Raw genomic sequence first — 19950 nt, forward strand, 5'->3', positions numbered from 1 at the left:
AGAAACTACATCCAATAAAAATACTAATTTTTATAAACTATTAAAAATAAATTTTCAAGCCTTTTAAAAGCCATTTTTCTTTATAATCCCCAATAAAAATTTAAAGGCAAAATTTTGCAACGATACCCAACAAAACAGATAAAAATTCGCAATGTTTTAATAGGTGGCGACGCGCCAATATCCGTGCAATCAATGACATTTTCAAAGACAAAAGACGTAAAAGGCACGCTTGAACAGATACAAAGGCTATATTTTGCAGGCTGTGACATCGTGCGCTGCGCAGTTTTTGACAAAGAAGACGCCAGCGCGCTAAAACAGATAGTTGCGGGCTCACCTATTCCAGTCGTTGCAGACATTCATTTTAACCACACCTACGCACTCATTGTTAGCGAATTTGTTGATGCTATCCGTATAAATCCGGGCAACATCGGCTCAGCAAAAAACATAAAAGCAGTCGTTGATGCCTGCAAGCAGCGAAATTTACCTATCCGCATAGGTGTAAATTCTGGCTCGCTTGAAAAGCAGTTTGAGGATCGCTATGGCCGCACAGTTGAGGCGATGGTGGAGAGTGCGATGTATAACATCAAGCTTCTTGAGGATTTTGACTTCACAGACATTAAAATTTCGCTCAAATCAAGCGACGTTGAACGCACGATGCAAGCTTATAGAGCGCTTCGCCCAAAGACAAACTATCCATTTCATCTTGGTGTTACTGAGGCTGGTACAATATTTCACGCGACTATCAAGTCCGCGATCGCTCTTGGTGGGCTTTTGCTTGAAGGCATCGGCGATACGATGAGAGTTAGCATAACTGGCGAGCTTGAAGAAGAGATCAAAGTCGCAAAGGCGATCTTAAAAGATAGTGGCCGTCAAAAAGAGGGGTTAAACATCATCTCATGCCCAACATGCGGGCGCTTGCAAGCTGATCTCATGGCAGCAGTAAAGCTCGTAGAAGAAAAAACAAAAGGTATAAAAGAGCCGTTAAACGTCTCAGTCATGGGCTGCGTGGTAAATGCTATAGGTGAGGCAAAAGGTGCGGATGTTGCCATAGCATTTGGCAAAGGCAATGGCATGATCATGCGTCACGGCGAAGTGGTCGCAAGACTGCCTGAGAGCGAGCTTGTGGATAGATTTTTACAAGAGATCGACGATGAGATAAAAAGTAGAGACTAAAGGAAAATTTGTGGCAAAGCAAAGAGTTAACGAAATAGATTTTACCAACCTTTACGACATTGATATGGAGCGAGCTATACTAAGCTCCATTTTGCAAAACAACGATATTTTAGGTGAAATTTTTGACATTGTTAAGGCAAAGGATTTTTATCTAAAAGGGCATTCACAAATATATGATGCAATGGTGGCATGCCTAAATAGCGATGATCCCATAACTATGCCATTTTTAAAAAATAGACTTGGCGAAAAATACGACGAAGAGCTAATACTAGATATTTTGGGCACAAATTCCCTAATAGACATTCAAAAATACGCAAACGAACTAAGAGAAAAATCTATAAAACGAAGTCTTGTAAAGATCGCTCACAATATACCAAGCAAAGTAAATGAAGATAAGCCAAGCCGTGATATGGTCGATGATCTTAGTCAGGAATTTTACTCTTTGATAGAAGGTGGAAGCACTGGAGTCATAAAAGAAGGCAAAGAGATCATCATGAAAATGATGGATCATATTAATGCTCAAGCCTTGCTTGGTGAAAAAGATATTGTTGGACTTGATACTGGATTTAAAAAGCTAAATGAGATGATAAAGGGCTTTAAAAATGGAGACCTCATCATCGTCGCAGCTCGTCCAGGCATGGGAAAAACGACACTTTGTTTAAATTTTATGAGTCAGGTTTTAAAAAATAATGCCGGAGTTGTTTTCTTCTCGCTCGAGATGCCAGCTGAGCAGATAATGATGAGAATGCTAGCAAGCAAGACCTCTATCCCGCTTCAAGACATAATGACTGCAAAGATGGATGATGAAGCGTTGGCTAGATTTAGCGATGCTTGCGAAGAGTTTGCTGCTAGCAAGCTTTTTGTACATGATAGCGGCTATGTAAACATCCATCAAGTAAGAACACAAATGCGAAAACTAAAGGCTATGCATCCTGAAATTTCACTTTGCGTGATTGACTACATCGGTCTTATGATGAGTACAAATAACTACGCTGATCGTCACGTCCAAATAGCTGAAATTTCTCGTGGATTAAAGCTTTTAGCACGTGAGCTAGATATGCCGATCATCGCACTTTCTCAGCTAAACAGAAGCCTCGAATCTCGCGCAAACAAACGCCCTATGCTAAGCGATCTAAGAGAGTCAGGAGCGATCGAGCAAGATGCTGACATCATTCTTTTTGTTTATAGAGATGAGTTTTATCTAGAACAAGAAGAAAAAGAGAAAGAAAAACGCGCAAGTGCCGAGGGCAAAGAGTACAAGAGCAATCATGTCTTTAATAAACTTCAAGAAAAGGCTGAGATCATAGTTGGCAAAAATAGAAATGGCGAAACTGGCTCAGTTGATGTGCTCTTTCAAAAGCAACACTCAAGATTTGAAGATATGTCTGCAATGCCAGTATCTGATGTTTCATTTGAAGGCTGATGCGTTTTAAAGCTTTAAAAAATAGAGAAATTTTTACTATATTTTGTCTATTTTGCCTTTGTATTTTTTCTGTAAATTTGGCTATTAGCTACCATAAATATCAAATTTTTATGGACAAAGGCGAACAAGAGCTAACAGCAACCGTGATTTCTAGCTACGAAAAGCTTGGAGATGACGGCAAGAAAAGGCAAATTTTAAAGCTTAAGACTGATGAGTTTATATTTTATACACTTGGAGCTAAAACAGATGACTTTAAAGCTGGAGATAATATATTTCTAAGCGTCATAAATTTAGACGTTAATTTTAAAGACTATCTTGCTTCCTCCTTTTATATGCCTAGCTTTTCACGCGAAAAACTACCACAAAAAGCCACGCTAAATATCAACCAAAAACTACAATCACTCATCTACGCCCAGCATGAAAATAGCAAAATTTCACAGCTCTACTCGGCTCTATTTTTAGGCACAAGTATTGACGCAGAGTTAAGAGATGACGTCTCGCACCTTGGTATAGCGCATCTTATAGCCATAAGTGGCTATCATTTAGGCTTTATAAGCGCAGTTATATTTTTTGTATTTAGGCCGCTTTTAAAATTTTTATATGCGAGATTTTTACCTTTTAGAAACTACAACTTTGATCTAGCCATTATAGTTTTTATAGTCTTGTCATTTTACTTTTTTATAATAGGCTTTATACCAAGCTTTTTGCGAGCATTTTTAATGAGCATTTTAGGATTTTATTGCACGTTAAAAGGCGTTAAAATTTTAAACTTCAAAACACTTTTTATAGTAGCACTTGTTAGTATATCGCTCTTTCCGCAGCTACTTTTTAGCGTAGGTTTTTACTTTTCACTTATGGGCGTTTTTTACATATTTTTATATTTTAAACACCTAAAAGATAAATTTTCACCCTTCATTCATCTTATTCTTTTAAATTTATATGTTTGCTTTGCAATGGAAATTTGCGTGCTTTATTTCTTTCCGCTCATTAGCTTACAGCAGCTTAGTGTCCTTGCTATCAACTACATCTTTAGCGTTTTTTATCCATTAAGTGCTGCGCTTCACATCGCTTCGTATGGCGACATTTTTGATGGCTTGCTAAATAATGTTTTAAATTTTAGACTAAGCTCGACTAAAATTTTCGTGCCAGCCATTATTTTTATCTTTTATAATATCGCTTCACTTCTAGCTATAAAATTTAAATCCATATTCTACATTTTACCGCTGCTTGGGCTTTTGTGCTTTGCTATTGCTAGCTATAAAATTTACGCCTAAGCGATCTTCATACCATAAAATTTCATTATCTTGTTGTGAATTATCAAAGATATATACATTATAACAGCGCCTAAAATTAGCCTAGTTAAGTTTGTATCCTTTTGCCAAAAGACTAAATTTACAATGATGGCAGCTGGAATTAGAGCGTTATTCATGATGGCAAGCACGCCGCTATCGACCTCGCAAGCACCTTTGTTCCACATAAAATATCCAACTCCACTAGCTACTATGCCAAGCCAGAGAAGCACTAAAATTTGCGTTGAAGTAAGTGAAAATTTGGCTGGATTGCCAAGAGTAAGAAGCGCAACGACAGCTACAAAAAATGCCCCAAAATGAAAGTAGCCAAAGACATTTTTTTGATCCACGTCAAATTTTTCTAAAAGTGCCTTATATGCACTCTGCCCTGCTCCAAAGCAGATATTTGCCGCTTGCACTAGTAAAAAGCCCTTTAATACACCATCGTTTATAGCACCATATTTTATAACCAAAGCTCCAAAAACCGCAACGCCAACGCTAAATAGATAAAGTGGTCTAAATTTAAAGCTAAATGCATCGTAGATGAGCGTCACATAAAACGGCGTAAAAATGGTAAAAAGTGCGACTTCTGGCACGCTTAGATACAAAAATGAATTGTAATAAAATAGATACATAAGTCCTATTTGCACCGCTCCGATAGCCATTATGCCAAATGCTAGCTTTGGACTGATGCCACGAAATTTTGTAAATGGCAAAAAGACTAAGCTCGCAAGCGCAACCCGAATAAAAACAGCCAAATAGCTATCAACCTTGCCAGCTAAAAACTCACCTATCAAACTAAAGCTAAACGCCCACAAAATGGTTACAAAGATCAGTTTATTCAATTATCACCTCATTTATTTTTCTTGCACATTCGAAAAAATACTCAAGTTTATTTAGCTCAAGTAAATCGCCATCAAGTATGAAATTTGCCCTATCGCTAAAATTTTTCTCACTCACAAACAAAAATTCTTCATATTTTATCTCGCCATCAAGATAACCATTTAACAAATCAACAAAATCACTATCAAGCTTACCTTGCTTAAAATCTTGCAAATTTAACTTTGCACTTAAGCCTTTGATCGTGCTTTCTAGCTCTTTTAGACGAGTGATTATCCTATTTTCTTCATCGCTTAGATCAAGTGCCGCCTTTTGCTCTTCAATGCGTTTAACTTGACTTTGTTTGCTAAGACTTAAGCTATCAGGTAGCTTCCACTCAAACTCTACTCTAGGCTTGTTCGCATCAGCGTAAGCGCCTATCATCTGCGAAGTCGTCCTCTCACCTTTTTTAAAGCTGTTATTATTCACACTTTGCGTATCTTTTAAATAAATTTTTGGAGCAAATTTACTCTTTTGCTTCTCATTTTCTTGCTCTTTTATAAATTTTTCTTGCTCCATCGCCCCAAGTTTTGCGCTTATATCATCTTTGCTAAAATCAGGCATCATTATCTTTGAGCCAGCGTTAAAGCCGATCTCACCATTTGAGAGCAAATTTATCCTTGAGTTTAGCTCAGCTAGCTTAAGTCCAAGCTCGTCAAGCTCAGCTCTTTTTTTACTAAGAGTAAAATTTATCGCATCAAACTCAGCTTTATTTATCTCGCCATACTCAAACCAAAACTCATTTTCAGCCGCAGCCTTAGCAAAGCTATCGACAAATTTTGTCTCTAAATTTATAAGTGAATTTAGGGCAACGGCGTTAAAATAGACCTTTGCGACCTGAAAAGCGGTTAAATTCATCAGCTCTTCATCTTTGTAAATTTTCTCCACGCCCTTGTGGTCTAAAATTTTATCAGCAGCCTCGCTCGCACCGCCATCAAAGATAAGATACTCAACCTTTGCCGTGATCGAGCCTGCCTTTGTCATATATCCGCCCTTTATCTCATCAGGCACAAAGGTATATCTGCCATCAAGGGATAAATTTAGCTTTTTACTCTTATTTTTATTTATATATTCATTTTTATTAAATTCTTTCAAACTCTCAAGCCTTGCACTTTGCGCTAGAGCGATGATCTCTAGTAAATTTCCAGCCCAAAGGGGCAAAGCAAAGAGCAAAACTGCCAAAATTTTCTTCAAATTCTCTCCCTTTCATAAAATTTTCTTATAAATTTATCAAGATTATAGACCCATGCAAAAAGCACTGGCACGACAAGCAAGCTTAGCAAGGTCGAACTAATGAGCCCAAAGATGATACTTATGGCCATAGGCGAGTTGGCCTCAAAGCCAGCGCCTCTGCTAAGAGCAAGAGGCAGCATGGCAAATATCATCGCAAAGGTGGTCATCAAAACAGCCCTTAGTCGCTTTTTAGCAGCCATTTTTACAGCTTCGTTTGCCTCTATGCCGCTATTTGCAAAGTGGTTTGCAAAATCAACGACTAAGATAGCGTTTTTACCGACCATGCCAAAGAGCAAGATGACGCCAACCATGACAAATAGGCTAAATGGATTGCCACTTATAAAAAGACCGATCACGACGCCACAAAAGGCAAGTGGCATGGCTAGCATGATAAGAAATGGCAGCAAAAAGCTCTCGTAAAGTGCGGCTAGCACCATGTAAATAAGCACTGCACTAGCGCTCACCGTAAAGATAAAAGAGGCGTTCGTATCATCCATCAGCTCAACAAATCCTAGAAATTTATACTTGAAATTTGCTGGCAAAATTTCATCAAGCTTCTTTGAAATTTCATTTGCCACACTATTTAGTGGAGCGTTGTTTTTAGTATTTGCTAGAAATTTGATCTCATCGGCTCTATTAAACCTTGAAATGCTAGCTGGCTTTTGCTCAAAACTAATCGTAGCCACATCGCCAAGTGTCACGAAAAAGCCCTCACTGCTTCTTATCTTGGTCTGTAAGATATCATTTGTATCGCTTCTAAATTTATCATCAAGGCGCATGTAAAGCTCATATTCTTTGCCATTTTCGTTTTCAAAAACAGAGACCTCGTTCTGGCTAAATGCGCTATAAACGGCGCTTGCAATGCTGGCTTTGTCTAAATTTAGCCTCTTAGCCTTATCTTCATCGATAGAAATTTGAACGCGTTTTAGCAGATCTTCTTCGGGCGAATTTACGTCCGTTGCGTCATTTATCTCTTTTAGCATCTTGCTGATCTTTGGCACAAATTTCTCTAGATCTTTGCCATTTTCAGAGGTGATAGTAAGCTTAACTGGCTGCACATCACCACCTTCAACAACTGGCAAGTCAGCTACAATGACGCTCATGTCGTCACTTTTTAGCTTGTCGCGAAACCTCTGCATGATAGCGTTTTGCCGCTCGTGATTAGCTCTATCTTTTAGCTCTTTTAGCCTAACGTAAGCTTTTACAAGATAGGGTTGCTTGGCATCTGTGTAGCCAAGGATGAAGTAGGCGTAAGCTACCTGAGGATCGGCGTTTATGAGTGAAATTTTATCTTTTAGCCTCTCTTTGCTAGCTTGCAAGCTAAGTGAAGGATCAAGCTTAAAGTAGATGTTAAACTCCGAGTTATCCTCGCTTGGCATGAAGTCGCCGCCTACAAATTTAGCCAGAGCAAATGAGCAAACAACGACCGCAAGCGTTATAGCTAAAAATATGAGCTTAAATTTAAGCGCTAAGACTAAAATTTTCTCATATAAATTTTCAAGTGCTTCAAAAAATGGCTCGCTCTTTAGAAAAAAGCTGCTTTCTTTGGCATTTACAAACCTTGCACTAAGCGTTGGCACGAGAAAGATACTAACAAAAAACGATATGACGATACCAGCTGCCACGCTCATCGCAAATGAGTTAAAGTACTTGCCAACGATGCCACTCATAAAGGCGATAGGCACAAAGACGCAAAGCAGAACGAGTGAGATCGCAAAGACGCTAAATGCTATCTCTTTTATACCTGCAAAGCTTGCTTTTAGGGCATTTGGCTCATCTTTTAGCTTACTAGCGATATTTTCAGTGACAACTATCGCATCATCTATGAAAATTCCAATGCCAAGCGTAAGGGCGATAAGACTTAGGCGGTTTATGTCGTAGCCTAGGGCATTTATGATGAAAAATGTCGCTACGATGCTAGTTGGTATCGCTACGACTGAGATGATGGTGATAGAGAAATTTCTTAAAAAAAGATATACGATCACGATAGTTAGCAAGACGCCAAGGATCATATCAAAGGCGGTTTGATCGATGTGCTTTTGTATCACTTCGCTCTTATCATAAGCTATTTTTACGTTGTATTCATTGCCAAGCAGGCTTTTAAACTGATCTAGCTTTGATTTAGCTAGAGCGATCACTGTTAGAGCGTTTGCGTCTGGGGCTAGCTCAAGACCAAGCAAGACGCCACTTTTTTTATCCATTATCGCTGCTTCGTTTGCATCTTTATAAGCAAGATCAACACTTGCGATATCTTTTAAAAATACCCCTTGTTTGATCGTTAAATTTCTTATCTCATCTATGCTTTTGGCGCTAAAATTTGACTTGATCGCCATTTGAATTTGCTCATTTTCTATCTTTCCAAGTGGCGCTTTTAAATTTTCAACCTTTATCAAATTTGCCACTTCATTTGCGCTAAGGGCGTTTTTATCTAGCTTAAATCTATCTAGTAAAATTTTCACCGCTGGCTCTAAAAAACCATTTGTCTTGACCTTCGAAACGCCGCTAATGCGCTCCAAAAATGGCTTTGCCACATCATCGATCTCTTGCATGAGCTTAGTTTCGTTGCCATCAAGCCTTGTGATAAAGAGGCTAAAGACGGCTGAAGATAGGCCATTTAGCTTTTCTATCTCGTAGTTTGTGTTTAACCTTGCCTTTTGCATCTTGTCGCGGACGTCGTTTGTAGCGCTCTCTAGGTCTTTGTTTAGCTCAAATTCGATGCTGACTACACTTAGATTATCAAAGCTAGTTGAGTAAATTTTCTTGATGCCTTCAATACTTGAAATTTCATCCTCGATCTTTTGCGTGATCTTTGTCTTGATGTAGTTCATATCGCCGTTTGCGTAGGTCGTGATCTTAACGATTGGGATATTTACTTGCGGATATAAATTTACATTCATCGTCTTTAGAGAATAAATTCCAAAGACAACGAGGCTTAAAAAAACCATTAATGTAGTTATAGGGCGGTTGATGGCTGTTTTTATCATTTTCTGTTACTAACTAGCACTCTGCCTTGACCAAACATGCCAGGTTTTAAGCTCATATCATAAGCCTCGGCGTAAAATTTTCTAGTCTCTCGCTTGATCTCTGGATAGATAAGCACGATTTTTACCTCTTTTTCATCGCTTGCTGCGTCAAGTTTAAATTTAAATGTATCGCCAATCTTTACCAAATCTACATATTTTTCGTCGATTGCTATTAAAATTTTTGCCTCTTTTGAGTTTAAAATAAAAGCTGGACTAAGCGGCGAAACACCCTCTCCAAGCTCAATATTTTTACTAGCTATGACGCCATCAAATGGGGCTTTTAAAACAGCTTTTTTAAGGCGATCTTGCGCATTTAAAATAGCAATTTGTGCACTTTGAACCCGAAGTATCGCTTCGTCAAATTTATACTTTACCTCATCAAATTCTTGCTTTGAAGTGACGTCTCTTACTTGAGTGAATTTGTTTAAAGTATTTTTTGCAAATTCACTAGCATTTTTTGCAAGTTCAAGATCATTTTTTGCCTTTTTTAGAGCGATTTCTAGGCTACTTTGATCAAGGCTAGCTAAAACATCGCCTTTTTTAACATGACTTGAAACATCTACAAAAATTTTATCCACCTTGCCGCTGCTCTCAAATGCAAGCTTTGAGCTTTGCTTGGCATAGACTTCAAAATCAGCAAAAATTTCCTCCCCTGCAAATGAAAAAATACAAAATATCATTAAAATTATCAGCTTTTTCAATCTTTAATCCTCTCCAAAATCGGCTCGCCATTTTCAAAAAAGAACTCCGCTTTTTTAATCTCAAGCTCATCTTTTGCACTCTCAAAAAGGCTAATGGCATCAAATTTTTGAGAGAGTGCCTCAAGCAGGTCGCTATATCCCAAAAGCCCGGAGTTATACTTCTCATAGCTAGCTTTTAATGCCAAATCGCTTGCTCTTACATATTCGTTTAGTGAAGCGATTTTTGAAGCAAGCACCACGATTTCACTTTGCAAATTTTTAAGCCTTGTCTCGTTTTCACGCCTTTTATACTCCAAATTTAGCCTTGCCTCATCAAGTGCGATCTTTTGAGCCTGACTCATCTTACTAGTGGCGAAAAAATCAAAAATTTTCCATTTAAAAGCGATACCAAATTTATTGCCATGAGTATCTTCTTTTAAGTATTTATCCACGTATGAACGGTAAGAACTAAGCCTGCCTAGATCGATATCGTAATTATTTTTATAAAATCCATATGTGTCATAAAGCATTATTTGAGGCAAAAAACCAGCCTTTGCCTCGCTAAGCTTGGCCTCGCCTAAAAATATATCTTGGCTTAGTCTATCAAGCTCAGCATTCTTTGAAGCTAAATTTGAGCTAATATCAGCCATCTTTGCTCCGCCTACTGGCAAAATTTTCTCACCAGTTAGCAAATTTATTTCATTTAAGATTTGCTCCATTTTGTTTTTGTATTCAAGCTGTGTGCTATTAGCTAAGTAATATTTAGCCCTTACATTTTCAAGCTCATCTTTTGCGGCAAGACCTGCTTTATTTGCCTTTTCAAGCTTATCTAAAACGCCTTTTAAAAAATTTGCTTGAGCCTGTTTGGCTGCGATTATATTTTCAAGTGCAGCTGCGTTAAAGTATAAATTTACGGCCTTAAATGCAAGGTAGTTTTTGGCTTCATCACTTGCTATGGCGGCTTTGTTTTTTAAAAGCTGGCTCATCTTTAGCCTAGCCTCTCTCGCTCCGCCGTCATAAAGCAAAAAATCTATCCTAGTTAGCACACCGGCTGACTCTTTAGCGACTATACTTGGAAAAGTGCTTGTATTTTTGCCATATGAACCCTCTAGGCTAAGGCTTGGCATATATGAGCTTAATGTGGCTTCATCGTTTAAATTTGCTCTTTTTAACTCAAGCTCTTTGATCTTTGAAATTTCATTTTGCGTTGCTTTGTTTGCGATCACACTTAAATTTGAACCAAGCAAAAATACCGGCAAAAAAATGAATAAAAAATTTTTCATTAGTGAAAGCTTTTTACAAGATTTCCTATTAGTAAATTCCAGCCATCAACAAGCACGAATATGAGCAGTTTAAATGGCAGTGAGATCATTACAGGAGGAAGCATCATCATACCCATAGCCATCAGCACTGAGCTTACGACCATGTCGATGACAAGAAATGGCAAATAGAGCAAAAACGCTATCTCAAAAGATGTCTTTAGCTCACTTATCATGAAAGCTGACATTGCAATACTTAGCGGTATCTCTTCGATATTTGCTGGATTTTGTAAATTTCTAATCCTAAAGAAAAGTGCAAGGTCTTTTTCTCTTGTGTTTTTTACCATAAATTCTTTAAAAGGCTTTAAGCTCTTATCAAGCATCTCTTCATAGCCTATCTGCTCAGCTATATAAGGCTTTATGCCATCATTATAGCTCTTTTGTCCAACTGGCTCCATGATAAAAAAGGTAAGAACCATCGCAAGCGAGATAAGCACTGTTGAAGGAGGCACTTGCTGTGTGCCCATGGCTTGGCGTAAAAATGAAAATACAATGACAAGGCGCAAAAAGCTAGTCATCATAAAGATGAGTGAAGGAGCGAGTGCAAGTGCGGTGAGGATTAGTAAAACGTTTAGAGAATTTACAAGTTGCTCGGCATTTGTTGGAGAATTTAGACTTAAATTTATAGTTGGTAGCGCAGGATCAGCCCCAAAAACCGTGCAAAGTAAAACCGCTAAAGCAAGCAGTGCTTTCACGACTAATTCCTCATATCAAGGATACTTTTCTTAGTAGCCTCTTTATTTTTTGGCTCAAGCGATATGAAGTGAATTTCTACTCTATTGTTCTTAGCTCTGCCATCTTCTGTGCTGTTACTAGCGATCGGATCAAACGAAGCTTTGCCAGAAGCTATTATTCTATTTTGTGGTACGCCATCGTTGATTAGCTCTTCAACCACGCTTAAAGCCCTTGCAGTTGAGAGCTGCCAGTTATTTTTATAGGCTGAGTCTTTGCTTGGTTCTATATTATCTGTATGGCCGATGATATCGGCTTTTACATCATTGGGCATTTTCGCCACAATCATGCCTATTCGTTTTAAAAATAGCTTCGCATCTTCACCAGAAATTTCAGCACTATCTTTATCAAAAAGCATAGCCGCTGGAAGCCTTACGATAAAGCCATCCTCGCTCTCTTCCATCGTAATCTCAGGTGCGCCACTAGCAGTTAGCAGCTCATTTATTTTTTTAACTGTCGCACTTAGCTCGCTTTGTGAGCCCTTTTGCCTGCTTGTTTTTTTTGCACGAGTATTTTCTGGATCTGTCTCTTTTTCTATCTGATTTTCAGGCCTAGCACCACCTTCAAGCACACTCAAAGCACCAGCTAGTGAGCCAACAGCGGCCTCCATCTTTTTAGCATCCATTGTCGCCATAGAAAGTAATAAAACGAAAAAACAAAGCAAAAGTGACATGAGGTCGCCAAAAGCAGCTAGCCACTCAGGCATACATTTTGGACACTCTTCTGGTTTTATTAACTTACCCATTATTCAAACTGACTTTTTCTATCTTTTGGTGGTAAAAATGCTAAGAGTTTAGCTTCAAGCGTTCTTGGATTATCGCCTGCTTGTATCGACATGATTCCCTCAAGTACAACTTGTTTTTCAAGTGCTTCATCAGCATCGCGAATAGAGAGGATATTTGCCACAGGTGCGCCTATGATGTTACCTATCATCGCACCATAAAGTGTCGTAAGCAAGGCAACCGCCATTGATGGGCCGATCGCACTAGGATCTGACATGTTAAGAAGCATCGCAACAAGACCAATGAGCGTACCTATCATACCCATAGCGCCCGCAAAACCGCCAACTTGCTCAAAAATTTTAATATTATTTGAATGTCTTGTACTAGTTTGATCGATATCGATCTCTAAAAGCGCTCTTATCGCATCTGGCTCATTGCCATCGACCGCCATTGAGAGGCCTCTTTTTAAAAACTGATTTGTCTCATTATTTACTTCGCTTTCGAGCGATAAGATACCATCACGTCTAGCTTTAGTTGAATAATCGACTATTTTTTTTATAGTCTCAGGTAAATTTACTACGACTGATGGTTTAACAGCAATGCCATAAAATTTACCAATTCCTTTAAGCGTCTCCATCTTGAAGCCAACCATCATAACGCCGATAGTACCACCAAAAACGATCATCACAGAAGGAATATCGATGTATGGTCCTATACCAACGCCTATCGCCATTGATCCAAACAAAAGCACTAGGGTCAAAACCCAGCCGACGACGGTTCCTAAATCCATTTAAGCTCACTTTATTTATAAATTCTTAAGAATTGCTATTTTATTAGCTTTTTGTTGAAACAATCGTTAAATTAAAAAAAATGTTTGCCATTTTTTGCTACAATCTGCGAAATTTTTAACGTTAAAAGGCTTAAAAATGAACAATACTTCAATCATAATTTTAGCTGCTGGTCTTGGCACCAGAATGAAATCAAAACGTCCAAAAGTTCTATTTGAACTTTGCGGTGAGCCGATGATCATTCACATCTTAAAGCAAGCTTATGCGATCACAAATGACGTTAGCGTCGTGCTTCACTACGAAAAAGAGTTAATTAGCAAAAAAATAAAAGAAATTTTTCCTCAAACTAAAATTTTTGAGCAAGATCATACAAATTTCCCAGGCACTGCTGGCGCGATAAAGAGCGTAAATTTAAGCGGCGAAAAGGTGCTTGTCACTTGCGGTGACATGCCTCTTGTAAAATCAACCGATCTAATGCGTCTAGCAAATGCTGAAGCGGACGTGGTTATGAGCTCATTTGAAGCAGCAAATCCTTTTGGCTACGGCAGAGTCATCATAAAAAATGGCAAAGTTGAAGGCATCGTCGAGCAAAAAGATGCTAGTGAAGCACAACTTGCCATAAAAAGCGTAAATGCTGGTTGCTACTGCTTTAAACGCGAGGCACTAGAGCAAATTTTACCGCTCATAAGTAACCAAAACGCGCAAAAAGAGTACTACCTAACTGACGCCATAAAAATAGCAAATGAAAAGGGCTTAAAGTGTGTTGCGGTTAATGTTAATGAGCAAAATTTCATGGGCATAAATGATAAATTTCAGCTTAGTATTGCAGAAAAGATCATGCAAGATGAGATCAAGCAAAATTTGATGAAAGCTGGCGTCTTGATGCGCATGCCTGAGAGCATTTTCATAGACAGCAGAGCCAAATTTGAAGGCGAGTGCGTACTCGAAGAAAACGTAACTATCCTTGGCGAGTGCGTCATCACAGAGAGCATCATCAAAAGCTCATCAGTAATAGAAAGTAGCATCATCAAAAACTCAGACATCGGCCCACTAGCTCACATAAGGCCAAATTCTGAAATTTCTGACACGCACATAGGAAATTTTGTCGAGGTAAAAAAAGGCGTTCTTAGCGGCGTAAAAGCTGGACACTTAAGCTATCTTGGCGACTGCGAGATAGAAAGTGGCACAAATATCGGTTGTGGCACGATCACATGCAACTACGACGGCAAGGCGAAATACAAAACCAAAATCGGCAAAAACGTCTTCATTGGCTCAGATACGCAGCTAGTTGCCCCTGTAAATATTGCTGATAATGTCATCATCGCAGCAGGTAGCACCATCACTAAAGATGTTGAAAGTGGAGCGCTAGCGATTAGTAGAGCTAGACAAGAGAACAAAAGCGGCTTTTTTGAGAAATTCTTTGGCAAAGACGATGTTAAAAAATAAGAAAATTTTACTTGCCGTTTGCGGCAGTATCGCCTTTTACAAGGCATTCGAAATTTTATCGCTGCTTAAAAAGCAAGGCGCAGATGTTTATGTGGCTTTAAGTGACGGAGCGCTTGAATTTTGCAGTGTAAGCGGCTTTGAGGCGCTAAGCGAGCATAAAATTTTAAGCTCACAAACGCAAAACTGGCAAGATGGCGTAAATCACATAGGCTACTCTAAAATGGATCTAGTCCTTATCGCACCCGCCTCGGTAAATACGATAAATAAGCTAACAGCTGGTATCTGCGACAATGTCTTTATGCAAACGCTAATCGCCGCCTCGCACGTGCCTTTAGTCGTTGCCCCTGCTGCAAATAACAATATGATTGAGCATTTTGCTACGCAAAATTCGCTTGAAATTTTAAAGAAAAACGGTGCTTTAGTGGTTGAGCCAGTGCTTAAAACTCTAGCTTGCGGCGACGTTGGCAAGGGCGGTCTTGCAAGTCCTGAAGTGATAGTAGAAGCTGCCATTAAAAGGCTTAGCAGGCCACTTTTTGCAGGCAAAAAAGTAGTAATCACTGGTGGCGCGACGACAGAAAAGATAGATGATGTTAGAGCCATTACAAATTTCTCAAGCGGTAAGATGGCGATGGCGCTTGCAAGAGCTTTTTATTACTCTGGTGCTGATGTTACGCTACTTGCTAGCTTTGAAGTGGAAAACGAGCCATTTGAGATTTTAAAATTTAGCTCAAGCAATGAACTTTTAGAGCTTTGCAAGAGCGAGTGTGAGAGCGCAAATTTACTTGTGATGTGTGCTGCAGTAAGCGATTTTGTGCCGACAAAAACCCACGGCAAGATAAAAAAAGAGGATGTTGGCGAAATTTTAAGCTTAAGTCTAAAGAGAAATGTCGATATTTTGCAAAGCTTAAAAGAGTTTAGCTGCAAAAAGATCGGCTTTAAGCTTGAAATCTCAAGCGAGAGCGCACACAAAAATGCTAGAGCAATGCTAGAGCAAAAGGGGCTTGACGCAGTTTGTCTAAATATCTTGGGTGAGAAAAATGGCTTTGCAAGCGAGCAAAATGAGGTAAATTTCATCACGAAAAATAGTGAAACTTTGCTACCGCTTGCCGCAAAAGACGAGATCGCAAGACATATCGTGGAGCTAGCGGTAAATTTATGATAGAGAAAATTTCTCACATTCAAAAAATAGCAAAAAATGCAAATTCTCCGTTAGTAGCTATAAATTCGTCACTTCCGCTTAGTATCTTAGTAAGCCAAAAGATCGGTTTTAACAGATACATTTTAAATTTTGCAAATAGAAATTTAAACACAAAAAGCGCAAAAGAGCTAAACGTAGGCTCGAAATACTGGGGCGAGGTGCAAAGCCAGGGCGAGAATATCGTTATAAAAAATTTATACGAAAAGCCAAGAATTTTAGACGAAGATATCTTGGCTGATGGGCTAAATCTTATCGAAAATTTGATAGAAAATGAGAATTTATCGTGGTTTTATGACTACTTATTTAAAAGTTTAAGTGAAGCTAAGACAAAAGACGAGATGAAAGTGCTAGCGAAAATGCTCTTTGCTATGCAAGAAAATGTCGTGCACATACCATTTATTTATAATGGTACAAACGGCGTTTTTCAGCTAAAAAAAGAGGAGAGTGATATGAAAATTTTTTTAATATTTTCAAATTTTGCTCCACTTATTTTTAAATTTAAAGATGAAGTTTTATACGAGATCGCGACCCCATTTAATAATGTAGCTAGCTTGTTAAAAAGTGAATTTAGCGCCAACATAACAGTGCAAAATGTGAGTGCTCTTTGGAGCAAAAAAGAACAAATTATTGATATAAAAGGCTAAAGATTGAATGAATTAAACCACATTGCTATTATCATGGATGGAAATGGACGCTGGGCTAAAAAACGTGGATTTTTGCGGACAAATGGGCACGAAGCTGGAGCAAATGTAGTAAGCGATATGTGCGAATTCTGTATCGATAATGGCGTGAAAATTTTAAGTCTTTACGCATTTAGTACTGAAAACTGGAAAAGGCCGCAAAAAGAGGTCGAATTTTTGATGAATTTGCTTAAGAAATTTCTCATTTTAAAGCGTGCTGACTTTATAAAAAATGGGATCAAATTTAACACGATCGGCGACATTTCGCCATTTAGCGATGAGCTAAAAAACGAGATAGAGATCACCAAAAATGCTACAAGAGAGAATAAAAATTTACTACTAAATTTAGCTATAAACTACGGCTCAAAAGACGAGATTATTAGAGCTGTGAGAAAGCTAAATTTAAAAGGTACAGAGATAAACGAAGCAAGCCTAAATGCAGCACTTGATGAGAGTGAGCCGGTGGATCTTCTCATTAGGACTGGTGGCGAAAGTAGGCTTTCAAATTTCATGCTTTGGCAAGCAAGCTATGCGGAGCTATTTTTTACGCCAACACTTTGGCCTGACTTTAGTAAGGATGAGCTTGCAAGCATCGTTAGCAAATTTAAAAATATAGAGCGAAGATTTGGCGGAGTTTAGCGAGATAATGGATAATTTAGTCATTTTTTTTGCCGTTTTTACATTTATTCTTGGCATTTGCATCGGTTCGTTTTTAAATGTTTTGATCTACCGCTTACCAAGAAATGAAAGTATAAATTTTCCAGCTTCTCATTGCCCAAACTGCGACCATAAGCTAAATTTTTATCACAATGTTCCGCTTTTTTCATGGCTATTTTTAGGCGGCAAATGTGCCTTTTGTAAGAAAAGAATAAGCCTCATCTATCCAGTGATCGAGCTAGTTTCTGGGATACTTTTTTTGATCTATTTTTTTAAAGAGTGCGGCGAAATTTTAAGCGTAGAAACGCTGCTTTATGCGCTATTTTTAGGTCTTTGCTTTATAATGCTACTAGCTCTTAGCGTCATAGACATAAGATATAAAGCTGTGCCAGATCCGCTTCTTTTTGCAGCGCTATTTTTCGCATTTATCTATGCCCTGCTACTTTTTATCTTTAAAGGAAATTTTGCTCAAATTTTAAATTTATTCCTTTTTGCACTTATCTTTTGGGTGCTTAGATTTGTCGTAAGTTTTGCCATAAAAAAAGAAGCGATGGGTAGTGCAGATATCTTTATAGCAGCTATCATCGGAGCTATCTTGCCAGTCAAACTGGCTCTAGTGGCGATCTATCTTGCAGCGCTTTTTACACTTCCAGTCTATGCGCTCGTTCGCAAAAAGAGCTATGAGCTAGCCTTTGTGCCATTTTTAAGTCTTGGCTTACTTATTACATACGCTTTTAAAGAGCAAATTTTAGAAATTTTAAGGTTTATTTATGAGTAGAGTGAATAGATATCTTTTGTTTAACTTCCTAGGGACTTTTGCATCGCTATTTAGTACGCTTTTTTTGATCATGTCGATCGTATTTTTCATCCAAATCGCGCGCATCACTTCTTACATTGAGATCAGTTTTGGCGAGCTTTTTAAACTCTACTCATTTATGCTTCCACGCGTACTACTTTTTGTCGTGCCTATCGCATTTTTTGTATCACTTGCGATGACGCTTTTTAGGCTATCGAAAGAGAATGAAAGTATCGTTATTTTTACGCTTGGTGGCTCACCAAATAAAATTGCTAAATTTTTCTTAATATTTTCAGCATTTTTAAGCACCGCTCTACTTGTAATTGCTACCATAATGATACCAATAGCCGCACAGCTAAATGCAAATTTTATTGATTATAAAAAGACTGTTGCAAAGCTGAATTTAAAGCCAACTCAGTTTGGACAAAAATTCTCTGACTGGATGGTCTATGTGGGTAGTGAAATGCAAGATAACAACGGCACTACCTATAAAGATATCGTGATGTTTAATCCTTACATTAAAGACTCTCAACGCTTAATCACTGCAAAAAATGCAAAGATCACTAATACAAATCAAAGCATCGAACTCTCTTTAATAGATGGAAAAATGTATGATATAAAAGATGAAATTTATCATCAAAGCAACTTCAAATCTATGAAGATAAGGACTGCCCAAAGTGAAGAGATAAGTGATATAGGAAGTATAAAAGAGTACTGGACGGAGGCAAATAGTAGTGAAAAAAGAAGAAAAGACCTTAGCACATATGTGCTTGTTGCGCTATTTCCACTTGCCAGTACGCTTTTTGCCATAAGCTTTGGCATCGTTACTTATAGATATGAAAAAGGCATGGTTTATGTTGGTACGTTTGGCGTTTTATTTGGGTATTTTACACTCATAATGCTATTTTCATCAAAACCAGCTTTTGCGATCCCGCTCATATTTTTCGTCTTTTTATTGGCAGGAATTTTGCTTTTTAAAGCCAAAATCATGCGAAGATACTAATGAAAATCCAACTAATTTATAGCTACGATGGCTCTAAATTCCAAGGCTCGCAAACTCAGCCGCATGAAAATGGCGTAGAAGATGAGCTTTCGCGTGCTCTAGCTCACGTTGGAATATTTGAAAAAATAGTCTCTAGCTCACGTACAGACAAAAACGTTCATGCGATTAATCAAAGCTCAAGCGTAATTTGTGGCGATCATTTTAAAAATTTAGAGCATCTAAAAGAGCTAATCAACCGCCATGCTCATCCAAATATTCATATAAAACGTATAAATTTAGTTGATGAAAATTTTCAAGCAAGATTTGACGCCGTAGCAAGGTCTTATAGATACATTATAGATCATGGAGAATTTGATGTTTTTAGCTCAAATTATAAAGTCTTTTTGCCAAAATTTGATATCAAAAAAGCAAATGAAATTTTATCTAATTTTGTTGGTGAGCATGATTTTAGCTCCTATATAAAAACAGGAAGTGATACAAAAAGCCCAGTGCGAGAAATTTTTAAGGCATTTTGTTATGAATACAAAAACCAAACTATCATCGTTTTTAAAGCGAATGGCTTTTTACGCGCTCAAGTACGGCTTATGGTTGCAAATCTACTTAAAGCCTTGAGTATAAAAAATGGTGGTGAGCTCATCAATGCTTCACTTAACGGATGTTCCGCTCTAACTCGTATCCCAGCTCCAGCTGAAGGGCTTTATCTAAATAGAGTTTTTTATAAATTTAATTAGATATTTAGAATATTCAATAGTAAGCTTATTTAAAATATTAAATAAAGAATCCTAACCCTCCTTCAAATTTTTAACGCAGTAAATGATAAAGAAAAACTTTTCAAGATCCACTCTGACTCACCCAAAGCCTGCCCACTTGGTGGCAAGATCGAAACTCTCTTAACCACCCACTTCCTAA

At 38.1% G+C, this 19950-nt stretch carries 18 protein-coding genes; 10 read left to right on the forward strand and 8 right to left on the reverse strand.

All coding sequences use genetic code 11. The annotated features are described in order from the left end of the window. The first annotated feature begins 114 nt into the window (after positions 1-114). Genes ispG through CVT13_RS09235 form a run of 3 tightly spaced genes read left to right on the forward strand, consistent with a single transcriptional unit; the run spans position 115 to position 3870 of the window. Positions 115-1173 carry a flavodoxin-dependent (E)-4-hydroxy-3-methylbut-2-enyl-diphosphate synthase gene (gene ispG / locus CVT13_RS09225; protein WP_107696217.1) on the forward strand — a complete coding sequence of 353 codons (1059 nt, stop codon included), beginning with the start codon at positions 115-117 and terminating at the stop codon, positions 1171-1173. A 10-nt stretch (positions 1174-1183) separates the two neighbouring features. Then, on the forward strand, positions 1184-2596 hold the full coding sequence (locus CVT13_RS09230; RefSeq protein WP_107696216.1) for a replicative DNA helicase: 1413 nt from the start codon (positions 1184-1186) through the stop codon (positions 2594-2596). After that, positions 2596-3870 (forward strand): ComEC/Rec2 family competence protein, encoded by a 1275-nt coding sequence (locus CVT13_RS09235; protein WP_107812358.1) that lies wholly within the window; start codon positions 2596-2598, stop codon positions 3868-3870. The genes CVT13_RS09230 and CVT13_RS09235 overlap by 1 nt, the downstream gene beginning before the upstream one ends. On the opposite strand, the gene CVT13_RS09240 is transcribed toward CVT13_RS09235, so the two are convergent. Genes CVT13_RS09240 through CVT13_RS09275 form a run of 8 tightly spaced genes read right to left on the reverse strand, consistent with a single transcriptional unit; the run spans position 3867 to position 13263 of the window. Beyond that, positions 3867-4730, reverse strand: a complete 864-nt coding sequence (locus CVT13_RS09240; protein WP_107698527.1) for an EamA family transporter — start codon at positions 4728-4730, stop codon at positions 3867-3869. The two genes, CVT13_RS09235 and CVT13_RS09240, sit on opposite strands and share 4 nt — an antisense overlap. Next, positions 4723-5958 carry a TolC family protein gene (locus CVT13_RS09245; protein ID WP_107812359.1) on the reverse strand — a complete coding sequence of 412 codons (1236 nt, stop codon included), beginning with the start codon at positions 5956-5958 and terminating at the stop codon, positions 4723-4725. Before CVT13_RS09245 ends, CVT13_RS09240 begins: the two co-directional genes overlap by 8 nt. Further along, positions 5955-8981 carry an efflux RND transporter permease subunit gene (locus CVT13_RS09250; RefSeq protein ID WP_107812360.1) on the reverse strand — a complete coding sequence of 1009 codons (3027 nt, stop codon included), beginning with the start codon at positions 8979-8981 and terminating at the stop codon, positions 5955-5957. Before CVT13_RS09250 ends, CVT13_RS09245 begins: the two co-directional genes overlap by 4 nt. Then, positions 8978-9721 (reverse strand): efflux RND transporter periplasmic adaptor subunit, encoded by a 744-nt coding sequence (locus tag CVT13_RS09255; protein WP_107812361.1) that lies wholly within the window; start codon positions 9719-9721, stop codon positions 8978-8980. Before CVT13_RS09255 ends, CVT13_RS09250 begins: the two co-directional genes overlap by 4 nt. Then, a complete protein-coding gene (locus tag CVT13_RS09260) occupies positions 9718-10983 on the reverse strand; it encodes a TolC family protein (protein ID WP_107812362.1) in 1266 nt (421 codons plus the stop codon). Before CVT13_RS09260 ends, CVT13_RS09255 begins: the two co-directional genes overlap by 4 nt. After that, positions 10983-11705, reverse strand: a complete 723-nt coding sequence (gene fliP / locus CVT13_RS09265) for a flagellar type III secretion system pore protein FliP (RefSeq protein WP_374048483.1) — start codon at positions 11703-11705, stop codon at positions 10983-10985. The genes CVT13_RS09260 and fliP overlap by 1 nt, the downstream gene beginning before the upstream one ends. 11 nt (positions 11706-11716) lie before the next feature. Next, positions 11717-12496, reverse strand: a complete 780-nt coding sequence (locus CVT13_RS09270; RefSeq protein ID WP_107812363.1) for a flagellar motor protein MotB — start codon at positions 12494-12496, stop codon at positions 11717-11719. Next, positions 12496-13263 (reverse strand): motility protein A, encoded by a 768-nt coding sequence (locus CVT13_RS09275; RefSeq protein ID WP_021091276.1) that lies wholly within the window; start codon positions 13261-13263, stop codon positions 12496-12498. Before CVT13_RS09275 ends, CVT13_RS09270 begins: the two co-directional genes overlap by 1 nt. Positions 13264-13399: 136 nt before the next feature. On the opposite strand from CVT13_RS09275, the gene glmU reads away from it, so the two are divergent. The 7 genes from glmU to truA are packed head-to-tail and all read left to right on the forward strand — an operon-like array spanning position 13400 to position 19772. Further along, positions 13400-14707: a bifunctional UDP-N-acetylglucosamine diphosphorylase/glucosamine-1-phosphate N-acetyltransferase GlmU gene (gene glmU / locus CVT13_RS09280; RefSeq protein WP_107812364.1), complete on the forward strand. Its 1308-nt coding sequence runs from the start codon at positions 13400-13402 to the stop codon at positions 14705-14707. After that, positions 14694-15866 (forward strand): bifunctional phosphopantothenoylcysteine decarboxylase/phosphopantothenate--cysteine ligase CoaBC, encoded by a 1173-nt coding sequence (gene coaBC, locus CVT13_RS09285; protein WP_107812365.1) that lies wholly within the window; start codon positions 14694-14696, stop codon positions 15864-15866. The genes glmU and coaBC overlap by 14 nt, the downstream gene beginning before the upstream one ends. Then, positions 15863-16549: a hypothetical protein gene (locus tag CVT13_RS09290; RefSeq protein ID WP_107812366.1), complete on the forward strand. Its 687-nt coding sequence runs from the start codon at positions 15863-15865 to the stop codon at positions 16547-16549. Before coaBC ends, CVT13_RS09290 begins: the two co-directional genes overlap by 4 nt. 3 nt (positions 16550-16552) lie before the next feature. Further along, positions 16553-17224 (forward strand): polyprenyl diphosphate synthase, encoded by a 672-nt coding sequence (uppS, locus tag CVT13_RS09295; RefSeq protein WP_107812367.1) that lies wholly within the window; start codon positions 16553-16555, stop codon positions 17222-17224. A 7-nt stretch (positions 17225-17231) separates the two neighbouring features. After that, positions 17232-18020, forward strand: a complete 789-nt coding sequence (locus CVT13_RS09300; RefSeq protein ID WP_107793889.1) for a prepilin peptidase — start codon at positions 17232-17234, stop codon at positions 18018-18020. Then, complete coding sequence (locus CVT13_RS09305) at positions 18013-19041, forward strand: LptF/LptG family permease (RefSeq protein WP_107793840.1); 1029 nt, start codon at positions 18013-18015, stop codon at positions 19039-19041. The genes CVT13_RS09300 and CVT13_RS09305 overlap by 8 nt, the downstream gene beginning before the upstream one ends. Further along, complete coding sequence (gene truA / locus CVT13_RS09310) at positions 19041-19772, forward strand: tRNA pseudouridine(38-40) synthase TruA (protein ID WP_107812368.1); 732 nt, start codon at positions 19041-19043, stop codon at positions 19770-19772. The genes CVT13_RS09305 and truA overlap by 1 nt, the downstream gene beginning before the upstream one ends. Positions 19773-19950: the final 178 nt, after the last annotated feature.

The organism is Campylobacter concisus (assembly GCF_003049085.1).
GTDB classification, from domain to species: Bacteria; Campylobacterota; Campylobacteria; order Campylobacterales; family Campylobacteraceae; genus Campylobacter_A; species Campylobacter_A concisus_H.